Annotated in this window: 27 protein-coding genes and 4 pseudogenes; 12 read left to right on the top strand and 19 right to left on the bottom strand. The window is 61.3% G+C overall.

Annotated features, from left to right (window positions below; translation table 11 throughout):
* The first annotated feature begins 87 nt into the window (after positions 1-87).
* Complete coding sequence (locus ACZ5TO_RS20040) at positions 88-291, top strand: cold-shock protein (protein ID WP_464800964.1); 204 nt, start codon at positions 88-90, stop codon at positions 289-291.
* 483 nt (positions 292-774) lie between these two features.
* Here the strand turns inward: ACZ5TO_RS20040 and ACZ5TO_RS20035 are convergent, their stop codons facing one another.
* The 3 genes and pseudogenes from ACZ5TO_RS20035 to ACZ5TO_RS20025 form a co-directional block, all read right to left on the bottom strand.
* On the bottom strand, positions 775-1,029 hold the full coding sequence (locus ACZ5TO_RS20035; RefSeq protein ID WP_464800963.1) for a hypothetical protein: 255 nt from the start codon (positions 1,027-1,029) through the stop codon (positions 775-777).
* Positions 1,030-1,140: 111 nt separating this feature from the next.
* A pseudogene (locus ACZ5TO_RS20030) lies at positions 1,141-1,314 on the bottom strand (dihydropyrimidinase); the annotation flags it as partial.
* 3 nt (positions 1,315-1,317) lie between these two features.
* On the bottom strand, positions 1,318-2,211 hold the full coding sequence (locus ACZ5TO_RS20025; RefSeq protein ID WP_464800962.1) for a LysR family transcriptional regulator: 894 nt from the start codon (positions 2,209-2,211) through the stop codon (positions 1,318-1,320).
* Positions 2,212-2,310: 99 nt separating this feature from the next.
* Here ACZ5TO_RS20025 and ACZ5TO_RS20020 point away from each other — a divergent pair, with 99 nt between their 5' ends.
* Entirely contained in the window at positions 2,311-3,051 is a 741-nt protein-coding gene (locus ACZ5TO_RS20020) for an SDR family oxidoreductase (protein WP_464800961.1), read from the top strand.
* Positions 3,052-3,097: 46 nt separating this feature from the next.
* Positions 3,098-3,316 carry a tautomerase family protein gene (locus tag ACZ5TO_RS20015; RefSeq protein ID WP_464800960.1) on the top strand — a complete coding sequence of 73 codons (219 nt, stop codon included), beginning with the start codon at positions 3,098-3,100 and terminating at the stop codon, positions 3,314-3,316.
* Positions 3,317-3,494: 178 nt separating this feature from the next.
* On the opposite strand, the gene ACZ5TO_RS20010 is transcribed toward ACZ5TO_RS20015, so the two are convergent.
* The 4 genes from ACZ5TO_RS20010 to ACZ5TO_RS19995 form a co-directional block, all read right to left on the bottom strand.
* Positions 3,495-3,842, bottom strand: coding sequence for a transposase (locus ACZ5TO_RS20010; protein ID WP_464800959.1), 348 nt, complete (start codon positions 3,840-3,842; stop codon positions 3,495-3,497).
* A gap of 551 nt (positions 3,843-4,393) precedes the next feature.
* Entirely contained in the window at positions 4,394-4,780 is a 387-nt protein-coding gene (locus ACZ5TO_RS20005) for a VOC family protein (RefSeq protein WP_464800958.1), read from the bottom strand.
* Between the two features lie 5 nt (positions 4,781-4,785).
* A complete protein-coding gene (locus ACZ5TO_RS20000) occupies positions 4,786-5,235 on the bottom strand; it encodes a MarR family winged helix-turn-helix transcriptional regulator (RefSeq protein ID WP_464800957.1) in 450 nt (149 codons plus the stop codon).
* A 217-nt stretch (positions 5,236-5,452) separates the two neighbouring features.
* Positions 5,453-5,626: a hypothetical protein gene (locus ACZ5TO_RS19995; RefSeq protein WP_464800956.1), complete on the bottom strand. Its 174-nt coding sequence runs from the start codon at positions 5,624-5,626 to the stop codon at positions 5,453-5,455.
* Between the two features lie 278 nt (positions 5,627-5,904).
* Here ACZ5TO_RS19995 and ACZ5TO_RS19990 point away from each other — a divergent pair, with 278 nt between their 5' ends.
* Together ACZ5TO_RS19990 and ACZ5TO_RS19985 are read left to right on the top strand one after the other, a co-directional pair.
* Positions 5,905-6,183, top strand: coding sequence for a tetratricopeptide repeat protein (locus ACZ5TO_RS19990; protein WP_464800955.1), 279 nt, complete (start codon positions 5,905-5,907; stop codon positions 6,181-6,183).
* A 545-nt stretch (positions 6,184-6,728) separates the two neighbouring features.
* A pseudogene (locus ACZ5TO_RS19985) lies at positions 6,729-6,848 on the top strand (ABC transporter substrate-binding protein); the annotation flags it as partial.
* A gap of 447 nt (positions 6,849-7,295) precedes the next feature.
* Here the strand turns inward: ACZ5TO_RS19985 and ACZ5TO_RS19980 are convergent.
* The 5 genes from ACZ5TO_RS19980 to aztA all read right to left on the bottom strand — a co-directional run bounded on the left by ACZ5TO_RS19980 (position 7,296) and on the right by aztA (position 11,386).
* Positions 7,296-7,595: a hypothetical protein gene (locus tag ACZ5TO_RS19980; RefSeq protein WP_464800954.1), complete on the bottom strand. Its 300-nt coding sequence runs from the start codon at positions 7,593-7,595 to the stop codon at positions 7,296-7,298.
* Positions 7,592-8,659, bottom strand: coding sequence for a CobW family GTP-binding protein (locus ACZ5TO_RS19975; protein WP_464800953.1), 1,068 nt, complete (start codon positions 8,657-8,659; stop codon positions 7,592-7,594). Before ACZ5TO_RS19975 ends, ACZ5TO_RS19980 begins: the two co-directional genes overlap by 4 nt.
* Before the next feature lie 67 nt (positions 8,660-8,726).
* The gene (gene aztC / locus ACZ5TO_RS19970; RefSeq protein WP_464800952.1) at positions 8,727-9,713 is read right to left on the bottom strand and encodes a zinc ABC transporter substrate-binding protein AztC; all 987 of its coding nucleotides are present in this window, start codon (positions 9,711-9,713) and stop codon (positions 8,727-8,729) included.
* A 19-nt stretch (positions 9,714-9,732) separates the two neighbouring features.
* On the bottom strand, positions 9,733-10,620 hold the full coding sequence (gene aztB, locus ACZ5TO_RS19965; RefSeq protein WP_464801004.1) for a zinc ABC transporter permease AztB: 888 nt from the start codon (positions 10,618-10,620) through the stop codon (positions 9,733-9,735).
* On the bottom strand, positions 10,592-11,386 hold the full coding sequence (gene aztA / locus ACZ5TO_RS19960; RefSeq protein WP_464800951.1) for a zinc ABC transporter ATP-binding protein AztA: 795 nt from the start codon (positions 11,384-11,386) through the stop codon (positions 10,592-10,594). The genes aztB and aztA overlap by 29 nt, the downstream gene beginning before the upstream one ends.
* Before the next feature lie 258 nt (positions 11,387-11,644).
* Here aztA and aztD point away from each other — a divergent pair, with 258 nt between their 5' ends.
* From aztD to zigA, 3 genes are all read left to right on the top strand, one after another.
* On the top strand, positions 11,645-12,883 hold the full coding sequence (aztD, locus tag ACZ5TO_RS19955) for a zinc metallochaperone AztD (RefSeq protein WP_464800950.1): 1,239 nt from the start codon (positions 11,645-11,647) through the stop codon (positions 12,881-12,883).
* 72 nt (positions 12,884-12,955) lie between these two features.
* Positions 12,956-13,369, top strand: a complete 414-nt coding sequence (locus tag ACZ5TO_RS19950; protein ID WP_464800949.1) for a Fur family transcriptional regulator — start codon at positions 12,956-12,958, stop codon at positions 13,367-13,369.
* A 47-nt stretch (positions 13,370-13,416) separates the two neighbouring features.
* Positions 13,417-14,622 carry a zinc metallochaperone GTPase ZigA gene (gene zigA, locus ACZ5TO_RS19945; RefSeq protein ID WP_464800948.1) on the top strand — a complete coding sequence of 402 codons (1,206 nt, stop codon included), beginning with the start codon at positions 13,417-13,419 and terminating at the stop codon, positions 14,620-14,622.
* 113 nt (positions 14,623-14,735) lie between these two features.
* Here the strand turns inward: zigA and ACZ5TO_RS19940 are convergent, their stop codons facing one another.
* Complete coding sequence (locus ACZ5TO_RS19940) at positions 14,736-15,755, bottom strand: nickel/cobalt transporter (protein ID WP_464800947.1); 1,020 nt, start codon at positions 15,753-15,755, stop codon at positions 14,736-14,738.
* On the bottom strand, positions 15,752-16,408 hold the full coding sequence (locus tag ACZ5TO_RS19935; protein WP_464800946.1) for a DUF1007 family protein: 657 nt from the start codon (positions 16,406-16,408) through the stop codon (positions 15,752-15,754). The genes ACZ5TO_RS19940 and ACZ5TO_RS19935 overlap by 4 nt, the downstream gene beginning before the upstream one ends.
* 123 nt (positions 16,409-16,531) lie before the next feature.
* Between ACZ5TO_RS19935 and ACZ5TO_RS19930 the strand changes: the two genes are divergently transcribed.
* From ACZ5TO_RS19930 to ACZ5TO_RS19920, 3 genes and pseudogenes are all read left to right on the top strand, one after another.
* On the top strand, positions 16,532-17,191 hold the full coding sequence (locus ACZ5TO_RS19930; RefSeq protein ID WP_464801003.1) for a DUF1007 family protein: 660 nt from the start codon (positions 16,532-16,534) through the stop codon (positions 17,189-17,191).
* A gap of 434 nt (positions 17,192-17,625) precedes the next feature.
* Positions 17,626-18,480: a type IV toxin-antitoxin system AbiEi family antitoxin domain-containing protein gene (locus tag ACZ5TO_RS19925; protein WP_464800945.1), complete on the top strand. Its 855-nt coding sequence runs from the start codon at positions 17,626-17,628 to the stop codon at positions 18,478-18,480.
* A pseudogene (locus tag ACZ5TO_RS19920) lies at positions 18,470-19,383 on the top strand (nucleotidyl transferase AbiEii/AbiGii toxin family protein). The gene ACZ5TO_RS19925 and the pseudogene ACZ5TO_RS19920 overlap by 11 nt, the downstream one beginning before the upstream one ends.
* Positions 19,384-19,480: 97 nt before the next feature.
* Here the strand turns inward: ACZ5TO_RS19920 and ACZ5TO_RS19915 are convergent.
* On the bottom strand, positions 19,481-20,863 hold the full coding sequence (locus tag ACZ5TO_RS19915) for a hypothetical protein (protein WP_464800944.1): 1,383 nt from the start codon (positions 20,861-20,863) through the stop codon (positions 19,481-19,483).
* Positions 20,864-21,473: 610 nt separating this feature from the next.
* On the opposite strand from ACZ5TO_RS19915, the pseudogene ACZ5TO_RS19910 reads away from it, so the two are divergent.
* Positions 21,474-21,970 (top strand): annotated as a pseudogene (locus ACZ5TO_RS19910) (SDR family oxidoreductase); the annotation flags it as partial.
* A 352-nt stretch (positions 21,971-22,322) separates the two neighbouring features.
* On the opposite strand, the gene ACZ5TO_RS19905 reads toward ACZ5TO_RS19910, so the two are convergent.
* The 4 genes from ACZ5TO_RS19905 to ACZ5TO_RS19890 all read right to left on the bottom strand — a co-directional run bounded on the left by ACZ5TO_RS19905 (position 22,323) and on the right by ACZ5TO_RS19890 (position 23,632).
* Positions 22,323-22,598: a hypothetical protein gene (locus tag ACZ5TO_RS19905; protein WP_160862176.1), complete on the bottom strand. Its 276-nt coding sequence runs from the start codon at positions 22,596-22,598 to the stop codon at positions 22,323-22,325.
* A gap of 69 nt (positions 22,599-22,667) precedes the next feature.
* Complete coding sequence (locus ACZ5TO_RS19900; protein ID WP_464800943.1) at positions 22,668-23,048, bottom strand: DUF6481 family protein; 381 nt, start codon at positions 23,046-23,048, stop codon at positions 22,668-22,670.
* Positions 23,049-23,077: 29 nt separating this feature from the next.
* Positions 23,078-23,302 carry a hypothetical protein gene (locus ACZ5TO_RS19895; RefSeq protein ID WP_464800942.1) on the bottom strand — a complete coding sequence of 75 codons (225 nt, stop codon included), beginning with the start codon at positions 23,300-23,302 and terminating at the stop codon, positions 23,078-23,080.
* A 120-nt stretch (positions 23,303-23,422) separates the two neighbouring features.
* On the bottom strand, positions 23,423-23,632 hold the full coding sequence (locus ACZ5TO_RS19890; RefSeq protein ID WP_003519318.1) for a cold-shock protein: 210 nt from the start codon (positions 23,630-23,632) through the stop codon (positions 23,423-23,425).
* Positions 23,633-23,683: the final 51 nt, after the last annotated feature.

The raw sequence follows: 23,683 nt of genomic DNA, 5'->3' as shown, positions 1-23,683 counted from the left end.
ACCCGCTACGAATGCACGGTTGCGGGCATATCGGGCAACGAATATGCTTGCTACCTACGCAACGCCGCTCAGTTTAAGAGGATCTTCATGGCGACGGGAACTGTAAAATTTTTCAATCAGGACAAGGGCTTTGGTTTCATTACACCCGACGACGGCGGCCAGGATGTCTTTGTTCATGTCTCGGGCGTGATCTCAGGTGGGCCGCTGCGCGATGGCAGCAAGGTCAACTATGATCTTGGGAACGACCGCAAAACCGGCAAGTCAAAAGCGGAAAACGTCCGCGCGATCTGATCAAGCCATCTGGCGCGCAGCCGCTATCGATTCCTTCCGCCTTGGGATGAGACGAGGAACCGGAGAGTCCATTCCCCACGAGCACTGTCCATTGCGAAGTTACTGGTAGCTCTTGTCTCTTGAGATGACGGTCAATAGAGAAGCGGGCGATGAAGGAAGCCGTTGGTGATGTCGTCTCGTACGACGCGGTCGAAATCATGATGTCGGTCGGAAGCGAGCGCCAGTGATGCTCGGTCGTTTGCCTCTGGTGCCAGCGGGCCCGCCAGCAGATGAACGACGATGGCTGCGGTATTTGCGACGCCAGTCTCGACTTACCGGTTCGGGCAAGTGATGATCTGGATGGTCTGGAACACTCGTTTCCCTTCTTCCATCTATCGCCTATTACCCGTATTCGATGATTGCCTGCAGCGATGGAGCTTTGCCGCGCCTTCGTGGTCGTTCCGGGTTTCAAGGGCGCTCCCCGAAACGTTTGGGCGCCCTTCATCATTTTGGAGAAAGCCTGTCCATCGGTGCAACCACATGTGGCGATGCGACGGCGACATCGTCCTCGGTGAACTGCTGCATTGCCTTGTGGATGGAGGTCTGGAGGGTTTGCCCGCCCTGCATCACCAGCACCACAGTTTCCTTCGGCGGGCAGCCGGGGAGATGGCAGGCGATTTCGTTGACCGATACGACGGCCTCCTCAGCCAAAGCCAACCCGTTGCCGCGTCCATTGCTTGATGGTGTGTGTCCTGCCAACGACGCTCGCCGTCCCGCGCGGCAGCGGTTTGACGAAGGTGCGACTCATGGGGATCTCCTGGCACCACGCCACCTCGGTGACCTTCTTGCCGGGCTCCAGCATTTCCGAAATGATCTGTTCCTTCTGGCGAAAACGTCCGCCATGACGATCCCATCACGGGATGGTTGCGTCAGATGCACATGACTATCGATACCGCCGGGCATAACATAGAGGCCGCCTGCGTCGATGATTGCGTCCGCATCATGAAGGTTCTCGGCCATTGCGGAAATGCGGCCATCGCGGATAGGCTAAAGCTCGGCCTCTGCAAATATCGTCACGAGCCAGTTTAAAAACACGCGAACCCGCGGTGCCAGGTGCCGGTTCTGGGGATACAGGGCTGACAGCGGGGTTGGACTCGGGGGATTGTCCTTCAGCACCTCGACAAGCCGCCCTGCCCTCAAATCCTCCTGAAGGCGATAGCGGGGCGCCTGAACCAGGCCCAATCCCATCTTAGCCATTTCATGCGTCGTGTCGGAATGATTGGCTGTGACACGGTAGGGCAGAACGAACTCTCGCGCCTTGCCGCCCATCATGAACTCCAGGGGGATGACCTCTCCCGTCCGCGAGGAGACGAAACCGACCATCACATGGCCCTTAAGGTCGTCGGGAGACACCGGCATGCCGTGTGTCTCGATATAACCGGGGCTGGCACACGTCACCTCCGTGATCGTCGCAAGCCGCCGAGCGATCATGCCGCTATCGGCAAGGTCGCCCGCCCGGATGACGCAATCAACGCCCTCGCGAACGAGGTCCACTAGACGATCCCCCTGCCCGAAATGGATATCGATCAGCGGATGGAGCGCCAGGAATTCCGGCAGCCGCGGCAGCAGAAATGTTCGAGTCAGAAGGACGTTTGCATCAATGCGTAGCAGACCCCGTGGCCGGGCGTCGCGGAAGACGTTCTCGGCGTCGTCAACGTCCGAGAGGATCGACCGGCACCGCTCATAGAATGCCTGGCCATCCAGCGTTGGCTGTACATGCCGGGTGGTACGTTCCAGAAGGCGCGCGCCGACGTCCGCTTCCAGTTGTTTGATAGCCTCGGTTGCCGTCGAGCGCGCAAATCCCAAATCGGTGGCCGCGGCCGTAAAGCTACAGCGCTCCACGACACGTACGAAAAGCTGCATTCGGTCCAATCTATCCACGGATTTGTTCGCTCCAGCCGAACACATATGTCATGCTTCCGGTAATTGTTACTGCCTGCTGATGCAATACCTTAGCGCTATCGCAACTGGAGAAAAGACATGATGGATCGACAAACCCGCGTAGCCATCGTAACCGGCGCCTCCAGGGGCATCGGTGCCGCCATCGCAAAGCGCCTGGCACAGGACGGTATTGCCGTCGTTGTCAATTACGCGAATGGCCGTGAGGCCGCCGAGGCAATCGTTGCAGCGCTGGTTGCTTCGGGAGGCAAGGCCGTATCCGTCGCGGCCGATATCGGCGATCCCGCCGGTATGGCGACCTTGTTCGACGCCGCCGAGCGAACTTTCGGTGGAACAGACATTCTCGTCAACAATGCGGGCGTTATGGAGCTCTCACCGATTGCCGAGGTTACTGACAAATCGTTTGAGAGAATTATGTCCATCAATCTCGGTGGCGTATTCCGTGGTCTTCGCGAGGGAGCCTGCCGGCTTCGGAGGGGCGGCCGCATCATCAGCTTCTCGTCAAGCGTCGTTGGCATATACCAGCCCGGCTACGGCGTTTACGCGGCCACCAAGGCTGCAATCGAGGCCATGACCCATGTACTCGCCAAAGAACTCGGCTCTCGGGGCATCACCGTCAACGCGGTGGCGCCGGGGCCGGTAGAAACGGAATTGTTCATGACCGGCAAGAGCGAGGCGGTAGTGAAGACGATTGTCGGCATGAACCCGTTCGGCCGCCTTGGCCAGCCGGAGGATATCGCCCGCCTCGTGTCCTTCCTCGCCGGTTCCGACAGCGGCTGGGTCAGCGGCCAGGTGATCCGTGCTAATGGCGGCATCATCTGACCGGCTGATGACGCTTATTTCCACAATGGACCAATAGGAGATTGTCATGCCGTTCGCCAATTTTAAGCTACCGGAAGGCGCCCTTTCAAAGGCTCAGAAAGAAGACCTGATTCACAAAACGACGCAGATGCTCGTCGACTATCTAAGCGAAGCCGCCCGTCCCCATACGATGGTGTTGATCGAGACCATACCTGACGGCGGCTACGGCCGTGCCGACGAAGTGTTCGTCATCCCCGACGCGTATCGGGCCAAAGATATCGCCTGATTTGTACGCAGAGGCCTGCCGTCACCGGTGGGCCTCTTGGATTTCGAAGCCTCAATTCGCAGTGAGCAGATCACACTGCGGTTCGGCTGCCTTTCAGTCCTCCATTCCAGCCCTCGCATCGCAGCCCCCGCCGCAAAAATTGCAATCGGCGCGATCTGCCGCTGAGCGCAGACCCTCCTCAAATGTGCCTCTGCGCTGTCAAGCTGCAGGCATGAACGCGTGTTGCCATCGTCCCGCAATCGGCAATGCGCTCAACCCGTGCCTCTGCGACCGGAATAAACATCGACACTTCCGCCGGCGGCGCAGGCCCGGCCAAAACCGGCGCCTTCAACTTGCGATGCTTGCGGATCCACGTCCGTAGCAGATTCGCATTGATACCGTTCTCAAGCGCCAGTTTCGATATCGAAACCCCAGGCGTCAGGCAGGCTTCCAGCAACCTGGCTTTCGACGCAGGATCAAACTCGCGTTTCCCGCCGCGACCAGCATGCAATACCCGCAATAGCCGCGGCTCGATCACATCATCCATCTCATTGTGTCCATTACGTTGCTTGTGGACACAACTTGTCTATGACGAGCCCGATTCATAGGTGACCCAAAAATCGCGCTTACGCTTTATCGGCAAGGGTCTCGGCGGCTTTGGGCACACGAACCCTTTCTCAAATGCGGAGGAGCGACCTTTGCACCGCCGGATGGTTTGCCTAATGTCATCGAAGACATTTCTCGACGAAACCTTAGACCTCGTAGAATGGACACCGCGATGGCGCGCGACACACCGAAACGCGGTGGTGCGGAAACCCAATGCTATTGTCCACAGTCTCCTGCTATGAACAAAGACTCGGTCACATGACCATCAGTGAAAAGCTGGGGTTTTTTCGCGCTTACCGCAAACCAGCGCCAGCGTTATTCACACGAACGAGCAGCACACCAGTGCCAAGGGCACTCCGCGTCGTGGAGTCGAAAAGTTCGTGCCGCCCGGACCCGCGCTACAGCTCAAAATACATGTGTTGTCATCGCTCGTTGGGTTGAGATAGAGCCCTAAGTTTGCTCCAGGGTTTCGGAGAGTGTCGATTGCTGCGCTTAAACCTTCTCACCCATGTGTGTGCCGAGCCACCAAACGTTACCGAAGGCATCACGTATCCCCGCAGACCGATCGCCATAGCCGAAGGTACTTGGTTCACTGAGGGACTCGGCACCAAGCGCCAGGCATTTGCGATACGTCTCGTCGACATCCGACACATAGAGATGGGTCGAGTTCTGAAATGCCACATTCCGCGAACCGACCATGACGACCGAGTCGTCGATAGCCACAGCGGCATGCATGATCGTTCCATCCGTCCGCTCGGTCCTTGAGATTTCGCGGCCGTCGAAGGCCTGCTTGAGAAAATCAACCAGGCCTGCAGCATCCGATACGAGAAGATAGGGCGACACGGTGGCATGGCCCGCGGGGCGATAGGGTACTGTCATGCTTTTCACCTGTTCGAAAGCGTCGTTTCAACTGCGATACGGAAGCGATCCAGAAAGTGCAAAACTGCCGGGTCGACCTCGTGGCCCAAGACATCGGAAACTGTCGCCGTCCAGCGCTCCCGTTCGCTTCTGATCATCTCCAAAGCCGCCCTGCCTTGGGGTGTCAGGCAGACAAGCGGATAGCGGCGATGTCTTGGGTTTTCATTGAGCGCCGCAGACCCTTCGGCAACGAGCTCGTTGGCTATCCTTTGGACGCCTTGCCGTGAACCGTTCTTGATCCGCGCAATCTCGGCGACCGTTCTTGGCCCATCGTCCAATGCGTTCAGTACCTGCCATCGTGCTCCCGTCTGGCCTGCGGGCTCGGATATCCGATTGGCTGCCGCCTTCAGCACGTCATCGAGCCGGAAAATCGTAAGGATCAACTCTTGAATCATATCGTTGGCTTCTGTATCCATTCATGACAATATGCTGTCATGAATGCAGCTCGTCAAGTGAAGCGGTGCGAGACACAGTCGGCTCATCGTCGAGGAAATGGCGAGGCTTCTTATATCTTGGTCGGAACGGGCGGCCGGATCTGTCGACGGATGAAACGTCAACTCGCCGGCCTAAACGCTACCTGAGCGGCAGAACCACTTGCCTCATCGAACGAAGTGGCTATCAGTAATTGGGGAGTTACATGAGATGCGCAATGAACGGTATATTGCCCGCTATTTCTGCAGCGTCGACAATCCGGATGCCGTTCGGACATGGTTTGTCTTTGATCGTCAAACCGGCGCGCCATTGAGCGATGAAGATGGCATTCGGATGTTTACGGGCGAAGAAATCCGCAATTTCCTGCGCGTCCATGATCGCACCAATTGTTGATGACGATGCCGCGCCGGGCGAATTGTCCGTTTGATTTCGACTGGCCCCGTGAGCCACCCTTCATACGCTTTGCCGCCGAGTGTCTCCAACTGGAAGGCGAAGAAATTACGCCGAAGCACCGCCCAGGAATGCCCTAGCTGCTCGATTGAACGACTGCCTTCGCCGATGCGCTTGCTGTCTTTTCGCAAGCAGATCGTTTCGACACACCCGAGGTGTCACGCTGGACGTGGATGCTGGGCGCAGGGTGGGCGAGCCTCCTGATGGACCGGAACGAAGACACCGTCACCTGGCTGGAGCGCTCGGTTGCCATCACGCCGGCATCCGGCCGGGCCTACATGCTGCTTGCCGCCGCCTATCAAAATCTCGGCCGAACCGCGGATGCGAAGAACGCCTTCGCCAAAGCGATGGAAATCAGACCGCAATCCACAGTGCGCAACATCTCCATGCCCGCCCGCAATGCCAGTGATATCTACCTGCGTGCCCGCCAGAACATCAATCGCACCCTTGCCCAGCTCGGCCTGCCGAATGAAACGCCCTGAAACGATGGTCACCAGCCCGCCGGCAACACCAGCCAAGCCTAGCTGAAGCATGTGGCAAAGGGGTGCCAAGTTATTTGCGGCTCCTAAAGCGGCTATCTGGTTTGAATGAATATTCCCCCGACATGCCGCGCCTTAAAGGCTTTCGCTTTGTCCGTGACATGGTCGCATTGCGGTATGGGTTTATATCGTTTTGCGCTGAGCACAGCGGACTTGGAAGATTTACTCACTGAGCGAGGTATATATCCCGTCGGGAAACAGTTTGGCTTTGGGCCAGACCTTTCGGTCGGCATGTTGCACACGTGTCCCGCTGGATCGACCTGCTCCCCGAGATACGTGGCACGTTGATGAGGTCGTCATTACGATCCGCGACTACGCTGCCGAAATGACTGCATAGCCGCCGGCCCGCTATTGCCAAACGACCCTTTTCAACAACTCGGCAATATCCGCGCGAGGCGAAAGGCGAATCCATTCCCGCCAGACCACAACAATCGTGCAGTTAATGCCACAGAGTCCCCACGAAACCACACGGCTTGTCGAACTCTTATGCGGCGGCGATGATGAAGTCCGACAACGTGACCTGGGACCTCTACCTCGACGGAGAGATCCAGGCGGCATCCGAGGCACACAAAGCGGTCAACGAAGACCTGAAGGAATTATGCAAACGCCAAGGATCGTTTCGAACTGGCGAAGCAGGCTATGGGGCGTGGCTACACCAGAGAAGCAGCCTCTGACCTCCATCAGACCGTCGAACAGCTCTATCATGGCGCCCTGCGTGTTCTGAAGCTCCACAGCCCGAAATCCCAACGAACTGGCCCATACCCTACCCGGCAGTTCCAGGGCAATTTCATCGCGTTCTGCGCGAGCACTACACGACCGACGTCCCCTTCTGTCCCCTTGCCGCTGCTGAATGACCAATCAAAGGCGAAATCGAATGCGGGTGGCCAATTTGGTTTAGCTGTTGAAGGGAGTCGAGCGCTCCACGAAAATAGACTGGCAGCATCGTCTAGGTGCCAATTAGACTTCCGACGAGGCGAAGGCCGTTCGTATAGCAGCGTTGCCGCCAACACTCGCCAAGCCGCGTCACCCGTGGATGATCTGTTCGATCAATACCCTCACATATCATTCAGGTTTGGATTCCAGCTATTCTGTCGAAATGCGACGGCGACGTCGTCCTCGGTGACCTGCTGCACCACCTTGTGGATGGAGGCCTGGACGGTTTTCCCATCGTGCATCACCAGCACCACCGTTTCCTTCGGCGGGCAGCCGGGAAGATGGCAGGCGAGTTCGTTGACCGAGACGACGGCCTCGTCGGGCAGCACCAGCCGATGGCGAGTCCATTGCTTAATGGCGCGCGCCCCGTCGACGACGCCGGCCGTCCCCCGCGCCAGCGGGTTGACGAAGGCGCGGCTCATGCGCACCCCCGCTGCGTCTTCGCAGGGCGCGGCGCGACGGCCGCGAAGAGGTCTCGGATCGGCTTGGCGGGCATGTTCCGCCCGATCAGCACGACGCGGGTCCGGCGGTCTTCCGTCGGCCAGCGGTCGAGCCGCTGGAGCGGATAGAGCCGGTGCTGAACGACATGGGCGACGACTGGTCGCTCCGGATCGTCCGCCACAGCGAACAATCCCTTGAGCCGCAGGAGGCCGGAGCCGGTATTGCTCGTGACCAGTTGCAGGAAGGCCGTCAGGGAGCCCGGATCGAGCGGCATGTCGTGATCGAGGCCGATCGCCTCTACTGCATCTCCATGGCGGTTCGGATCGTGCGTGTGTCCGCCGTGCAGGCCGAGGGTCTCCATGGCGAGCCAGCCCGGCACGTCCTCCGCCTTGTCCTGCGTGGAATAGGGTCGGTCGCCGATCAGATCTTGGGGGCGGAAGCCGGGATTGTGCCGGTCGTGGATGACCGCCGCCGGATTGAGGCCGCGCACCGTATACGCAAGGGGCTCGGCCCCGGCAAGATCGGCCTTGGTCAGTACGATGTGGTCGGCAAAGGCGAGTTGCTTCCAGCCTTCCATGAAGGCATCGAGCGTCGCGCGGCCCGCGACCGCATCGAAGGCGGTGACGACGCCGGAAAGATAGAACTGCCGCGCCACGATATGGTCGCGCAGGCCCATGGCCGGCGCGCCGCCGGGAATGAGGCTGTTGATGATCGGCGCCGGGTCTGCGAGGCCGGTGGTCTCGATGATCACGCGGGCAACGGGCGGGATATCCCCGACGAGGCGTGCCTCGTGCAGCTCATACAGAGAAACGCGGATATCGCTCGTTGCCGTGCAGCAGATGCAGCCGGTCGTGGTGCGGAAATAGCTCTCCGTGCCGGTGCGCACCAGATCGTGGTCGATCGGGACCGAGCCGAACTCGTTGACGATGACGGCAGTGCCCGCCATGCACGGATCGGCGAGAATGTCGTTGAGCAGCGTGGTCTTGCCCGAGCCGAGAAAGCCTGTGAGCAGCGTCACCGGCACGGGATCGTAGAGAGGCGCCATGTCGTCTCCGAGCTTCGTCGTTTGGCGGGTTGCCCCGCCCGGCCTTCGGCCGGACGGGGCGATGGGATCAGCTTCCGAGAACGGCCGCCCTGATCGTCTCGACATTGTGGTGGAACATGTCGATATAGGTCGAGGCCGGGCCGTCCTCGCCGGAAAGCGCGTCGGAATAGAGCGTGCCGCCCACCTTCAGGCCCGTCTCGGCGGCGATCTGCTCAATGAGCCGCGGATTGGTGATGTTCTCCACGAAGATCGCCGAGGCCTTGTCTTTCTTCACCTGGTCGACGAGCTTCGCGACGTCTGCGGCGGAGGCCTCCGCCTCCGTCGACACGCCTTCGGGCGCGATGAACTTCAGGCCGTATTCGTGCGCGAAATAGCCGAAGGCGTCATGCGAGGTGATGATGGTGCGCTTGTCGGCCGGAAGCGCCTCGATGGCCGCCTTCACCTCCGTCTGGAGTGCGGCGAGCTTGGCGAGATAGGCCTCGGCATTGGCTGTGTAGGTCGCGCAACCGGCCTTGTCGGCCTCGCAGAAGGCATCTGCGATGTTCTTCACGTAGATTTCGGCATTGGGGATCGACTGCCAGGCATGAGGGTCGAATTCGCCGTGGTGATGGTGGCCCTCATGGTCGTGGCCGGCCTCCTCCTTCTCGTCGCCGTCATGGTCTTGGCCGGCTTCGGCCTTCTCGTCATGATGGTGCTCTTCCTCTTCCGCCTTCAGCGGCTCGATGCCCTTGGTCAGCTCGACCACCGGCGCCTTGGTGCCGCTGGTCTCGATCAGCCGCTTCATGAAGCCTTCCAGCTCCAGGCCGTTGACCAGGACGACATTCGCCTTCTCCAGCGCCGCCGCGTCGGCCGGGCGCGGCTCGTAGACATGGGCGTCGCCGTCGGGGCCGACGAGCGTCTCGACCTCCACGCGGTCGCCGCCGACATTCTTCGCGAAGTCGGCGATGATCGAGAAGCTGGCGACGACCTCGAGATCGGCGGCCGAGGCCGTCGAGACGAAGCCGCCCAGCGTGAGAAGGCTTGCAGCGGTTGCGATGCGGAACGTCCTGAACATGGAAATCTCCTTTTGATTGTCAGGCTGTCTTGTGGCGGCGGGAGACAAGGAGGCCGGGCAGCATCCCCCTCCTGCCGACCAGGGCGGAAAGCGCATAGACGACCCCGGCCGTCAGGATGATGGCGGGTCCGGAGGGCATCGATGCGCGATAGGAAAGAACGAGGCCGCCGAGCGAGGAGAGGATGGCGATCGCGGTGGCGATCAGGCACATCACCCCGACCCGGTTCGACCAGAAGCGGGATGCCGCCGCCGGCAGCATCATCAGGCCGACCGACAGCAAGGTGCCCAGCGCCTGGAAGCCCCCAACGAGGTTCAGCACGACGAGCGTCAGGAACAGGAAATGCACCGGCGCGCCGATGCGGCTCACCGACCGCAGGAAGAGCGGATCGAGGCATTCGGCGACGAGCGCGCGCCAGAAGATTACCAGCGCGAGGAAGGTGGCCACCGCGATGACGACGATGAGGCCGAGCGCCGCGTCGTTCAGCGCCAGCACCGACCCGAAGAGGACATGCATCAGGTCGATGCTCGATCCGCGCCACGAGACGAGCAGCACGCCGACCGCCAGCGAGATCAGGTAGAAGGCCGCCATGGAGGCGTCCTCCTTCTGGACGGTGAAGCGCGAGACCGCGCCCGATCCGAGCGCCACCAGAAGGCCGACCACCAGCCCGCCGATGGTCATCGGAACGATCTCCAGACCGAACAGCAGGAAGCCGACCGCCGCCCCCGGCAGGATCGCATGGGACATGGCGTCGCCCGTCAGGCTCATGCGCCGGAGCATCAGGAAGACGCCGACCGGGGCGCAGCTTGCCGACAGAAGCAGCGAGCCCAGCAGGGCGCGCTGCATGAAGCCGTAGCGGATGAACGGCTCGAGGACATAGTCAAACAAGGCTGCCCGTCCTTTCGGCATGGGGTTCGGCGGGAACGGGCTGTTGCGCCGGCGCGTCATCGGTCATGCACCAGCCCGCCTCCTCGTCCCAGGCCTCCTGGAAGCGACGCGCCCGCCGCAGGTTGTCCGCCGTCAGCACGTCCTGCGTCGGCCCGCACGCGACGAGCTCGCGCGCCAGCAACATGGTCCTCGGGAAATGCCGCCGGACGAGATCGTAATCGTGCAGCACGCATAGCACCGTGCGACCCTCCGCCACCCATCGCTTCACCAGCAGAAGGAGGTCCTCGACGGTGCGGCCATCGACGGCGTTGAAGGGTTCGTCGAGGAGGATGAGATCGGCGTCCTGCAACATCGTGCGGGCAAAGAGCGCCCGCTGCATCTGCCCGCCGGAGAGGCTGTCCAGCGGCCGCGCCTCGAAGCCCGTCAGGCCGACGGCGGCGAGGCATCTTGCGAGATCTACCCTGTCCTCACCCGTGATCCGGCCGAAAAGCCCCCTCCTCTGCCAGAAGCCGAGCGATACGAGATCGACGACCCGGGCGGGAAAGCTGCGGTCGAGTTCCGACTGCTGCGGCAGGTAGGCGAGCCGCTTGCAGTGAACGGAGCAGCGCCCGCCGATCGGCGCGAGGATGCCGGCGATTGCCTTCATCAGCGTCGACTTGCCCGAGCCGTTGGCCCCGACGATGGCCGTCAGGCTGCCGGGGGCGATCCCGGCCGTCAGGTGGTGAACGGCCGGATGGCCGTTATAGCCGAGGGTCAGATCCTCGAGATGTAGGCAATTGCCGGTCATGGCCGCTCCGGGGTTGACATCATCCGTCTTCGTAATGTTATTACGTACCAAGAATTTTGGTAATGTAATAACGTTTATCTCGCGGAGCGCAAGCCCCAACATGGATCAGCCGTTCAGCTTCGATCGATCGGAAGGAAGCCGTGGCGCGGCAGGCCCCGCCGTGCCGGCTGCGCCGCGGGAGAATGTCCACGCGATGCGGCAGGCATTCCGCCTGCGCATCCACATCCCCGGACCCATAGCAGCAACAGAAGGAAATCCATGAGCCTGACATTCACCCGCAATCGCCTGATGGCCGCCGTCGCGACCTCGCTCATGCTCGCCGCATCGGGCGCCCTCGCAGACGAGGACCACGAGACGAAGGAAGCCTGGCGGCTGTTCATCGCCGACCACACGCAGCCGGTGGTCCGCGCCATCGACCTTGAGAGCGGCAAGGAACTCGGCCGCTACGATCTCAAGGGCCATGCGGCGCTGACGGCCAGCGCATCCGGCCGCACCGTTTTCGCCGCGCAAGGCGAAGCCAACGTCATCCATGCCATCGGGACCGGCATCGCCCTTTCCGACCATGGCGAGCATCGCGATATCGAGGTCTCCGATCCCGGCCTCCTGCCGGTGGCCTTCGAGGGCGAGCGGCCCGCCCATGTGGTGCCGCACGGCGACGCGGCGGTGCTGTTCTACGACCGCGGCGGCAAGGCCGAGATCGTCAGCGAGAGCGCGCTGCTCGACGGCAGGCGCGAAGTGCGCACGATCGATACGACCGCCCCGCATCACGGCGTCGCCGTGACGATGGGCAGATATGTCCTGGTGTCGGTTCCCGATACCGGGGCAAAGGTGAAGCCGGACGAGCTGCCGCCGCGCGTCGGCCTGCGGGTCCTCGACGAGAACGGCGAGCAGGTGGGCGACGTCGCCGCCTGCACCGACCTTCATGGCGAGGCGACGTCGGCGCGGCTCGTCGCCTTCGGCTGCAAGGAGGGCGTGCTGATCGCCCGGCCGGGCGGCATGGACGGCCCGAAGCTGGAGATGCTGGCCTATCCGGACAGCCTGCCCGCGGGCCATGCGAGCACGCTATTGGGCGGCAAGGCCATGCAGTTCTTCCTCGGCAATTACGGCGAGGACAAGCTGGTGCTGATCGATCCCGACGGCGACGCGCCCTATCGCCTCATCGAGCTTCCGACGCGCCGCGTGGACTTCGCGCTCGATCCGGCCGATCCGCGCAACGCCTATATCCTCACCGAGGACGGCAACCTGCATGTGCTCGACGTCATCAGGGGCGAGATCGCGCGCAAGGGCACGGTGACCGAGCCCTACAGCAAGGACGGCCATTGGCGCGATCCGCGTCCGCGGCTGGCGGTGGCCGACGGCAAGGTCGCCATCACCGATCCGCGCCATTCGCTCGTGCGCCTCGTCGATCCTGAAACGCTGAAGGAGACGGGCACGATCGCGGTCGAAGGCCGGCCCTTCGCCATCGTCGCCGTCGGAGGCTCCGGCGCTTCGCACTGAGGCCGCCGCCGGGACCCGGAGCCGAGGCGGCGGTTCCGGGTCACTTCCCGTATCCCATCCCGGAGAAGATCGATGGTGCAGGCAGCGCAGGTCCGCGATCCGAAACTGACCAGGAACCAGAGTCTCGTGCTTTCCGTGCTGGAAGCCTCGGGCCAGCCGCTCAGCGCCTATGGCATACTGGACCGTCTGCGCGAGCACGGGCTGAAGGCGCCGCTGCAGGTCTACCGCGCGCTGGACAAGCTGCTGGAAATCGGCCGCGTCCATCGCCTGGAGAGCATGAACGCCTTCGTGGTCTGCTGCCATTCCCTCCACAGGCAGCTCCACCCCCGCATCACGGCATTCGAGATTTGCGAAAGCTGTGGCAAGGTCAGCGAATTCCACGACGAAAAGGTCGAGGGCGCCCTGGCGCGGCACGCCAGAAGCAGCGGCTTCAAGATCAGGTCCACCACGATCGAGGTGAACGGGCTATGCGCCGGCTGCCGCTGATCCGGCAGGCATCTCCCATTGCAATTACCAGAAAGAGGCTCATCCCCATGAACCGGAAACTCCCTGTCACTGTCCTGTCCGGCTTCCTCGGCGCCGGCAAGACGACGCTGCTCAACCATGTCCTCACCAACCGCGACGGCCTGCGGGTGGCGCTCATCGTCAACGACATGAGCGAGGTCAATATCGATGCCGCGCTGGTGCGCGACGGCGGCGCGAACCTTTCGCGCACGCAGGAGCAACTGGTCGAGATGACCAATGGCTGCATCTGTTGCACGCTGCGCGACGACCTCCTTAAGGAGGTGCGGACGCTCGCCGAACAGGGTCGCTTCGACTACCTCCTGATCGAATCCACCGGCATCGCCGAACCGCTTCCCGTCGCCGCCACCTTCGACTTCCGCGACGAGAACGGCATGAGCCTATCAGACGTGGCGCGACTCGACACGATGGTGACGGTGGTGGACGCCGCCAACCTTCTGAACGACTATGCCTCTTCCGATTTTCTCTCCGACCGGGGCGAGACCGCCGGCGACGGCGACGACCGCACCATCGTCGATCTCCTCGTCGAGCAGATCGAGTTCGCCGATGTGGTCGTGCTGAACAAGATCGGCATGGCGACGCCGGAGCAGCGCGATGCCGCGCGCAAGATCATCCTCTCCCTCAATCCGGACGCCCGGCTGATCGAGACGGATTTCGGCAAGGTCGACCTCAAGGAGGTTCTGGGAAGCGGTCGTTTCGATTTCGACAAGGCGAGCGAACATCCGCTCTGGTACAAGGAGCTCCACGGCTTCAAGGACCACGTTCCCGAAACGGAGGAATACGGGATACGCTCCTTCGTCTACCGCGCCAAGCGGCCGTTCGATCCCGTGCGCTTCCAGCGCTTCATCGACCGCCCCTGGCCGGGCGTGGTGCGGGCGAAGGGTTTCTTCTGGCTGGCGACCCGGCCGCATCATGTCGGCGAGATCAGCCAGGCGGGCGCGCTGGTGCGGACCGGCAGGATGGGCCTTTGGTGGTCGTCCGTGCCGAAGGAACAATGGCCGCGCGATCCGGGCTTCCTCGCGATGATGAAGCCCTATCTCGATCCAATCTGGGGCGACCGGCGGCAGGAAATCGTCTTCATCGGCGCCGACCCGATGGACGAGGCCAAAATCCGCGCCGAGCTGGATGCCTGCCTCATCGATGCCGACGCCTTCGATCCGGAACTGTGGCGCAACCTGCCGGATCCCTTCCCGAGCTGGGATCGGCGGGCCGCCTGAGGCGGCCCCCTCACCAATCTGTGAAAGGGCGATCTCCAGGCGTCGCGCAATGCGCGGCGGATCACCCCGCGCCGGCCGCGCAGCCGCTGCCGATCTGCGAGCCGTAGCGACCGTTAAGAGACGAGCAGGCCACATAGCATCGTCGCGCCGAACAGGAACACGGCGCAGGCCCCGGCGAACTCGAAGCCCACGGCGAAACGTTGTCCGCCGCCCGCACTCGAAAGAGCGAACCGCGCAAGGAATCCGCGCGCCAGCACCGACAAGGCAGCGAAGAAGCTGACCGTCAGGGCGGTCCCCGCCGCCATGGCCAGCACGGACATCGTCCCGGCCAGCGCGAGATGACGGGACAGCGCAAAGACCAGCACGATCAGGGCACCCGAACACGGGCGCAGACCGACCGAAAGGATCGCCTGGAACTTTTCCCTCCAGGATGTCCCCAGACCCACCGTCGCCAGACGGTCGACGGGGAGGCATCCGCATGCCGCATCGTGCCGGTGAGAGCCCCACCGGCCGAACCACGCCGGGCTTGCACTTCCGGCCGCCACCTCCTCGCAGGCGAACGATCCCGACGGACCCTGCACCCTTCCCCATCGATGCGCGAGCAGCCGGCCTTTCGAGACGAGAAGGTTCAGGCCCAGCAGGGTGATCAGGCCATAGCTTCCCAATTCCAGCTTGTCGGTGAGCAACGTGATCTCAGCGGCTGTCGTGTCGAACAGCGTCGTCGCGGCAAAGATGATCGCGATCGCGGACACCGCCTGAAGGGCGCTTGCGAGCAGGGACATCAGCACCGCCTGCCGCAACCGCTCGCCGGTCGCAAGCACGAAGGACGAAATGACGGCCTTTCCGTGCCCCGGCCCCACCGCATGGAATATCCCGTAGAGAAAGCTCAAGGCCATCAGCCAGAGGCCTGCGTGCCGGTCGCTGGAAAAGGCATCGAGCCCAGAGGTCAGCTTCTGGTAGAACAGGGTCTGCAACCGGATGGCGGCCAGATAGAGAGGCGCGGCCGGCCCCGAGATGCCGCCGCCGGCCGGCGAATCGGGCGTGGCGATGCCGAACGGGCTGGAGGCGGCGAGCGCAGCGCCCGATGCCGCGAGAAAGAAGGCAAGCGCCAGCACGGTGCGCTGGCCTCTCATGGGCATTTGACCGTGAAGATGTTGGCAAGCCCCACCGCCGCATCCTCCAATGCGGGCGGCAGGTCGTGCTGCTCGGCCGGAATGGCTGCCAGCGTGGCCATGATCTGGTCGTCAAGCGGCTTGGGAGGAATATAGGTTCCGTGGCAGCCCGATGCCCCACCGGCAACCTTGAGTGCCCCCTGTTCGGGAAAAGTGTAGGCGACGAAATATTCCGGGTCGAACACCTCGACCTTGAGATCATCGCCGATGGGAACCGGCGTCTTCAGCGGCATGCTGAAACGCAGGGTCAGCCGGCCGCCGGCAAAGCGATAGGTGTAGTCCCGCGGGGTGGAAAGCTCGACCTCCGCGTCGTTTCGCGTCACCCAGGTGAAGAAATGGTAGCCGGCCAGGGATTTCATCGAGGTCTCGGCGAGGGGCTTGAGCTCCGACGGCTCCAGCTTGCCGTCGTGATTCTTGTCGAGGCCGATTACAGCGAAGGACGAGAACGGCTTGTCGAACGTCCACTCGTTCCTCACCGCCGTCAGCTCTTTTGCGTCATCGATGTCGAGAATCACATGGCCATCGGCGAAAACATGCGGATGCGCCTCGGCCGCCAAAACCTGCGCCAGAAAGGAGGCCGCGGCAAAGGCGATGACCCCGGTCTTGCTGATCATGATATCGCCGCCATTTTTGCGCTATTCCGACAATGGCAGGTGGAGGTCAAAATGCGGCGAAACAATGGGCTGCGGATCCCGATGGAACTTAAATCGGTCGCAATCGGCCCCCAGTCATTTCTCATGACCGTTCAACGAGTTCGATACCGGGTCGCCGGCACCATCCTGTCGTTCTTGGCGGGCATGCCGACGGCCGCGCTCGCCCATCCCCACATCTTCGTGGATGCCAAATTCGAGGCCATCGCAGGTGCTGACGGGACACTGCGGGAACTGCGCGATACCTGGCACTTCGACGACGTGTTCTCCTCTTCAGTGGTGATGGACTTCGGCAAGAACGCAAACTCAACCCTCGACCCAGCTGAGTTGACGGCGGTCGCCAGCACGGTGCGCGACTCCCTTGCGCAATACGACTACTACACGAGCATAACCGTCAACGGAAAAGCGGTGCGTCTCGCCAAGCCGGACGTCATCCACGCGTCCTATGAGAATGGTTCGCTGATCCTGTCCTTCTCGCAGAAGCCGGCGGAGAAGACGCCGCTGAAGGAGCTGATCGTCTTCGGCGTCTACGATTCCTCGCTGTACACCGCCCTCGACTTCCTCAAAGATGACGATTTGAAGACGTCCGGCGAAGGGTTTAAGCGCTGCACCAGAAAGGTCGTCAGGCCGGATTCGGATGAAATCCTTGCCGCGAACCAGGCAATGCTCACAACTCTATTCTTCAGCGATCCGCAGGGCACCGAGTATTCGCAAATCGTTGCAACGCGGCTGGAAGTTCGCTGCTAGTCCGTGCATGTCGGAGGTTGTCCCCGCATCTATTCGCAATCGATTGGATTCCTTTTGCAGAAAGCCGTCGACGCTAGGATAGCCAGCCGATGATGAGCCCCGCCGCAAAGAATATGAGCACCATGACGAGACTTCCGCGCCAGACACCCAAAGGCTGCGCGCTTGCATAATCATTGTCTGGCCCGGGCGAGCGATCCCATCCTGTCATCGTGCAGCCTCCCAACAAAACGCAGGGCATGGTACCAAATTCGCGATAATCGGGAAATTTCCGTCTCTTCACCCTGAAATTGTCGATCGGACGCAACTGAGTTAAACCTTCATGACAAATTCGCGCCGTTTTGCCACTTTGAAATGAGGCGTTTTTGTCTACCGTTGATCGACAAAGCCGCCGCAAGATAAAGCTGGGGTTCCCACGACTTTGGATTTGTGCCAAAATGTCAAACGTGAATGGACAAACCGAGGCAAAGCTAAAGCAGCTTCTTCAGGAAGTCCCCCCAGGCTTCCTGGTCGATATGGGGTGGATGAGCCGTCATGCCATCTCGCGGCAGTCCGTCTCGGGATATCTCAAGCAGGGCTGGCTCGAATCCATTTCGAGCGGTGTGTACCGGCGCCCCTTTTCGTCGGACGCCAGCCCCGACACCATCACAGGCTGGAAAATTCCGCTGCTCTCGGCGATCTGGCTCATGCAGCACAAATTTCATGTGGGCGGCGCAAGTGCGCTCGCCCTGCGCGCCCACACCCACTATCTCGCCCTCGGCGGTGACTTAGCGCTCTTTCTCTACGGCTCGGATATCCCGACGTGGCTGTCGAAGCTGCGGACGAACGCGACCATCATGGCGCGGAGCAATGCCCTGTTCGATGGCAGCGCCATGGGGGTTGAGAACACCGACTTCAGTCTCGCGAACAACGAGAATCCGGAACTGGCCCTGAGCCCGTGGCGCTGGCCGATGCCGATGTCGTCCCCGGAGCGAGCCGTCCTCGAGATGCTCGACGAGCTTCCGAAGGGCGAGAGCTTCCATATCGTCGATGTGGCCTTCGAGAGCCTCGCCAATCTGCGCCCGCGCGTACTGACGACACTCCTCGCCCAGTGCAAAAGCGTGAAAACCAAGCGGCTCTTCTTCGCCTATGCCGACAAGCACAATCACGCCTGGCGCCGGCACATCGACATGTCGGCCATCGATCTCGGCAAGGGCGACCGGGCGCTCACACCGGGAGGCCGGCTGCATCCAGTCTATCGAATCACGCTCCCTGCCGACCTTATACCGGGGAAGACCACCAATGGCTCGTGATCGATACATGCGTCAGGTCGACCTCCTGGTGCGGCCCCTGCCCTTCATCGCCCGTCACGAGGCCTTCGCGCTGAAAGGCGGCACGGCGATCAATCTCTCGTGACATGCCTCACCTTTCGGTCGATATAGACCTCGTCTATCTCCCGATCGAGGACCGCGAGACCACGTTGAAAGGCATCGACGCGACGCTCGAGCGCATCCGCGAGGATTTACAGCGCAGCCTGCGTGGCGTCACCGTTCAGCGGATCGCCGGCGGCGGCAACAACGGACACCCGCGTCCTCGTCAGGCAAGGCGGCGCAGAAATCAAGATCGAGACGTCGCCCGTGTCGCGTGGAACCGTGCATCCGCCGGAACTGCGACGCGTGAGCCAGTCGGTGGAGGATACGTTTGGCTTTGCCGAGTTACAGGTGGTTTCGTTCGAGGACCTCTTCGGCGGGAAGCTGCATGCCGCGGTTGACCGCCAGCATCCGCGCGACCTGTTCGACGTCAAGCTGCTCTACGAGAACGAAGGGCTGACCGACGCGCTGTTCCGCACCTTCCTCATCTATGTCGCAAGCTCGGGCCGCCCGCCACACGAGTTGGTCCGGCCGTCTCTTGCGGAGATTGACGAGGCTTTCGCCAAGGAGTTCGAGGGCATGACCGTCGAGACCATCGGCCTTGACGAGCTCAAGGCAGCACGAACGAAGCTCACAGCAGACATTCTCGATCGGCTCGACGACAACGCAATGCGCTTTCTGCTGTCGCTGCATGACGGTGAGCCGGACTTCGACGCGATCAGCCTGCCACAGGCAGCGGATCTGCCGGCGGTACGCTGGAAGATCCTGAACCTGCGGAAGCTGAAGGAGCAGAACCCGGAAAAGCACGCCGAGCAGCGACGCGAGATCGAAAACATCCGATCATGATTCCACGATGACGCAGGAAAAATGCGTCGGCTTGCTCAAGACGCTTTTGCGAGCGGGCTTTTCCGTTCCGATCGCCTCGCCGCAAACCGACCTTCGTTCAGCGGATGGGGGCGTCCAGGGCTTTCCAGTTGACGCTTTCCAGCTCCCGACGCTGCGCTGCCTGGTCGACCTTGTTGGTGAACATGGGTGTAGCAACCCAGGACGACGGCACGCAGACGGTCGGTATGTCGAGCACGTCGAACGGCTTTTCGCGCTTTCTGGCCGACGTACAGAGCCGTTCGAGCCCCGTCTGAATCTGCAGCGAGTAGTCCAGGCCGACAGCGCGCACGAGCGTCTTCGTCTTGTCACCGAAGAAACGCGTTACCGGATCAAACGCTTCACCTGGAGCTATATCGCGAAAATAGATGCGCAGACGCTCCCCATAGGTGGCATCGGTGACGGGAACGGACGGGTAGTTGTTGAGCAGCTCGCTACGAGGAAACTGCGCGGTCCCGTGACAGCTCATGCACGAACTGATGAGGTTATCCAACGGGCCGTTCAATCGGCCCTTCCACCCCATTTCCGGACGCCCCTCCCAGCCGTAGGTGACGCCGTCGAGTTCGGTGTTGATGACGCCCTCCTTCAGCGCATCGTTCGCCGCGACGTTTGCGTCGTTGCCCCACATCAGCCCGACCGGCTTCACGCGGCGCCAGGGATCCGACGACGCTACATCCGAGGCGTAAACGAATGTTCCGAACACCCAACCGCTCGGCCCGGCTCTTGGATCACGAACCGCAATATCGATCTGGAGGAGATGCAGCGGCTGAACCCGCTTCGTGGGGTCGGCGGCGTTACGGTTGATATCGGCCTGCCAGATCGGCGCCCCTTTGAGATACGGCACGTTTGTCTCCGACGCACCACTGAACAGAAGTTTGAAGGAGACGGTCCCGACGGGAAACAGGACGTCGCTCAGGTCTGGCTGACAGGGGTCCTTGAAAACCTTCGCGTAGGCCGTCGCGCCGATCTCGTTGTAGAAGCCGATCGCCCAGGTGGGGTCTCCTCCTGCAACTCCATCGCCGAGCTGGTTAGGTCGTGTCGGACGCTCGGAGGTCAGACCGTGCAGGAACTCCCGCCCCGAATCTCCGCGATCCATCCAGAGGCCGTGATACCAGTTGCGCTTGGTATTCTCGTGGACGCGGAAGGCGGTCGGGATTCCCGCTTCAGTTCCATCTTCATTGCCCTCGAACGCATAATCGAGAACGGCCTCCATGTATCCGCGCCAGTCCGACCTGAAGTCACTGCTGGTCAGGAAGTCTGGCGGCTGCTCGCTCGAGGTCGCCGGATAGTCGAACCGGCCCCTGAAGCCCTGGTTCTCCGCGTAACCTGGCGGAATTCCCTTGAGCGGATTGTAACTCGTGACCACGCAGCGGGGATCGGTTGCGTTGGCCGCGCCGATACTCAAAGCGATGCAGGCAAGTACGAGCGCGTATCGTCCAAACATTCTTCCCCCCGAAGAAGATCAACGAAAAAAGCGTACTGAGAGCGCGATATATGCCGCGAGCATGCGAGAATTTTAGAAAGAATAAATCCAATCGGGTTCGTTGTGAAGTTGCAATTATTAGAGCTCCTAAAACAATTCCCGCTTGCGTAAGGGATACTTCGTGGGTTTGCAGGACTGTGAGCGCTTCGGGGTCACTCCTTCGACTGGAGGCGAACGGCGGCCCCGTAACTCCAAATTGGAAATGATAAGCGCGAGCGAGCGGCCGCAACTCCTTACGCTGGAACCGATGGATCCGGCCGGCACCCGTGATACATGCGCAACGCCCACACGCTGATCGGCTGCCTGAGGTCCGCCCTTGTGACCCGAAGGCGAGAGAACCCGGGAACGAATGTCGGATCGGCGCGGAAGGATACGGCGATCGAATACAAATCGGCGGCGTGCTCATTCTGATAATCAGCCTCAGCCTTCGTGGCAGGCGTCGGCGTGATATCGAAAACAAGCGACAGCGAGATCAGGCGCGCCGAAAGGAGATCACCACGGCGTTTCCGGCCGGGTACGGATACAATGTCGCCGACACAAGAAACACTGCAATTACCAATATCGACTCCCATCTAAGGTCGAGAACCTCACCGAGCGTGAATGGGACCTCAATCTTGACGTCAACACCAAGGGCGTCTTCCTCTGCTGCCAGGAGGCGATCCGCCGCTTCCGCGCCAGCGGCACCAAGGGCCGCCTCGTCAACACCGCCTCCGGCCAGGCCCGCCAGGGCTTCATCTACACACCACACTACGCCGCCTCGAAGTTCGGTGTCGTCGGCCTGAAGCAGAGCCTTGCCAAGGAACTTGCCCGCGAAGGCATCACCGCCAACGCCATCTGCCCCGGTATCATTCATACCGAAATGTGGGACTACAACGACCGCGTCTTGGGCCAAATGCTCGGCGAATACGGCCCGGGCGAACTAATGGCCGAATGGGTGGAGGACATCCCGATGGGCCGCGCCGGCACGCTTGCGGAAGTCGCCGCCCTCGTCAACTTCCTCCCTCCGCCGACGCGGCTTACATCACCGGCCAGACCATCGATGTTGATGGCGATTTGATCATGTCGTGATCCAGGCTTTCCAACGGGAGCATGGTATCTATCGCAAATACGCGTGTCTTGGCGCGCATTTGCGTGATCTTAGCCACGATTAGAATTCTATGATTCGCTCTTGATGGGATTCGAACTCTTGATCCGACCAAATGTCAGCTCGTTAGCGTCGACGAATCTGCCGCAGCTAAAGGACCTCCCCAATCTGCCAAGGAAAGGACGCTGCTTTCAGACCAAGGTCTTTGCAGATCAGCCTTGGAGTGGCTTGAGGATACGAGGTGCATCTGAGCTCGATTGGCGGCGGATTTACACGTCAGAACATGTGCATCACAGCCACTCTCGGTGCAAACCCCGGCCAAATCTCGGTTGGCAGTCAGGCTCGATCGTAGGTGAAAGAAGTCAGCAACGTCGTCACGAAATTGCTCGCCCTCTCCTTGACGAGCACCTCGGTCCACTCGTTGGTCCCTCGAAGTCTCAGATCGGTATAGATGCTGTCGACGGCGGCCTCTTCGATGCGTTTGATATGTGCCTTGAACTTTGTCTCGCCACCAGCGTGGTACATGTCACGAATGACCATGCGCAGGATTTCCTGGATTGCGATTTGCCATGCCGTGTTGATTGCCTGCAGCTCGTTCATATTCGGTGCCATGTAGGGGCTCCCTTCTGTGATTAGACCCCTACATGACGGCGTCATGGTTAGGTCGGTACGAACCAAGAACTAGGCTTGCCTTGCCTTGCGGTTGGCGTAACGCCTGTCGCGCTCGGCCTTTCGCAGCGCCTCATCGTCGACCACCCTCGCTATCCGAGCTTTTTCGGCGCGCTCCCACGCTTCGGCTTCAGCGACGCCCGCGGCCTCAGCGGCTGCCTGCCGCTCCACCGCCTCGGTCTCGATACGAGCCTGCTCCTCAAGCTTCATGCGCTCGCGTTCAACACGGCGTTCTTCACGCGCGTTGGCAATGGCTGCACGTTCCGCCTGCCTCGCGATCCTAGCAGGTTCTGTCGCGGTCTTTGCCGCACGGTAGGCATTGAGCAGAGCCGCTTTAGCCTCAGCGGATGAGGAGCGGCGGTCGGCGACTTCGTTATTTCTGACGTTCTTCATTCTTATCCCGATAGTGAGTGCGGTAGCGATCAGCACGACTTGACGCGTTTGGCGATGAGATTGGATGTCGCGGACATGCGGTCGGCTAATTCCTTGGCAAGACGCGCCTCTCGCAGCCTGACGGTCTTGGCATCCCGCGCCTGAGTAACCGAGTCCAGCTCTTCCACCGCGTTGTTTTTGGCAAAGAATTGCGTCTGCTCGTTGCTGAAGGCGATCTCCGCCTGCTGGCGGGCTTTGCTGTGTGCTTCTGTCATAGAACCTCAATGAATTCGGTTAGCAACCGAAACGAAAAAGGCCAGGCAAAACGCCTGGCCTTGATGAAATAGCTTCCGGCAGTGCCAGTACATCCGTGGTCAAAGGGAAGCGAATCTCAATTATGCCGCCTGCAGATTGGTCGCCGACATCTTGCCCGACTTGTTGTCGCGCTCGAGCTCGAAGCCGATCTTCTGGCCTTCGACGAGTTCGCGCATTCCGGCGCGTTCGACGGCCGAGATGTGAACGAACGCGTCAGCGCCGCCGTTATCGGGCTGGATGAAGCCGAAGCCTTTGGTGGAATTAAACCATTTTACTGTGCCAGTGGTCATGATGAACCCTTTCAAAGCATAGAGTGAGGGTCCGCGGAAGCGATGCTTCGC

Source organism: Shinella sp. Sh6 (assembly GCF_055392685.1).
Note: the sequence above shows the minus strand (reverse complement) of the source record. Positions and strands in the feature narration are given on the sequence as shown.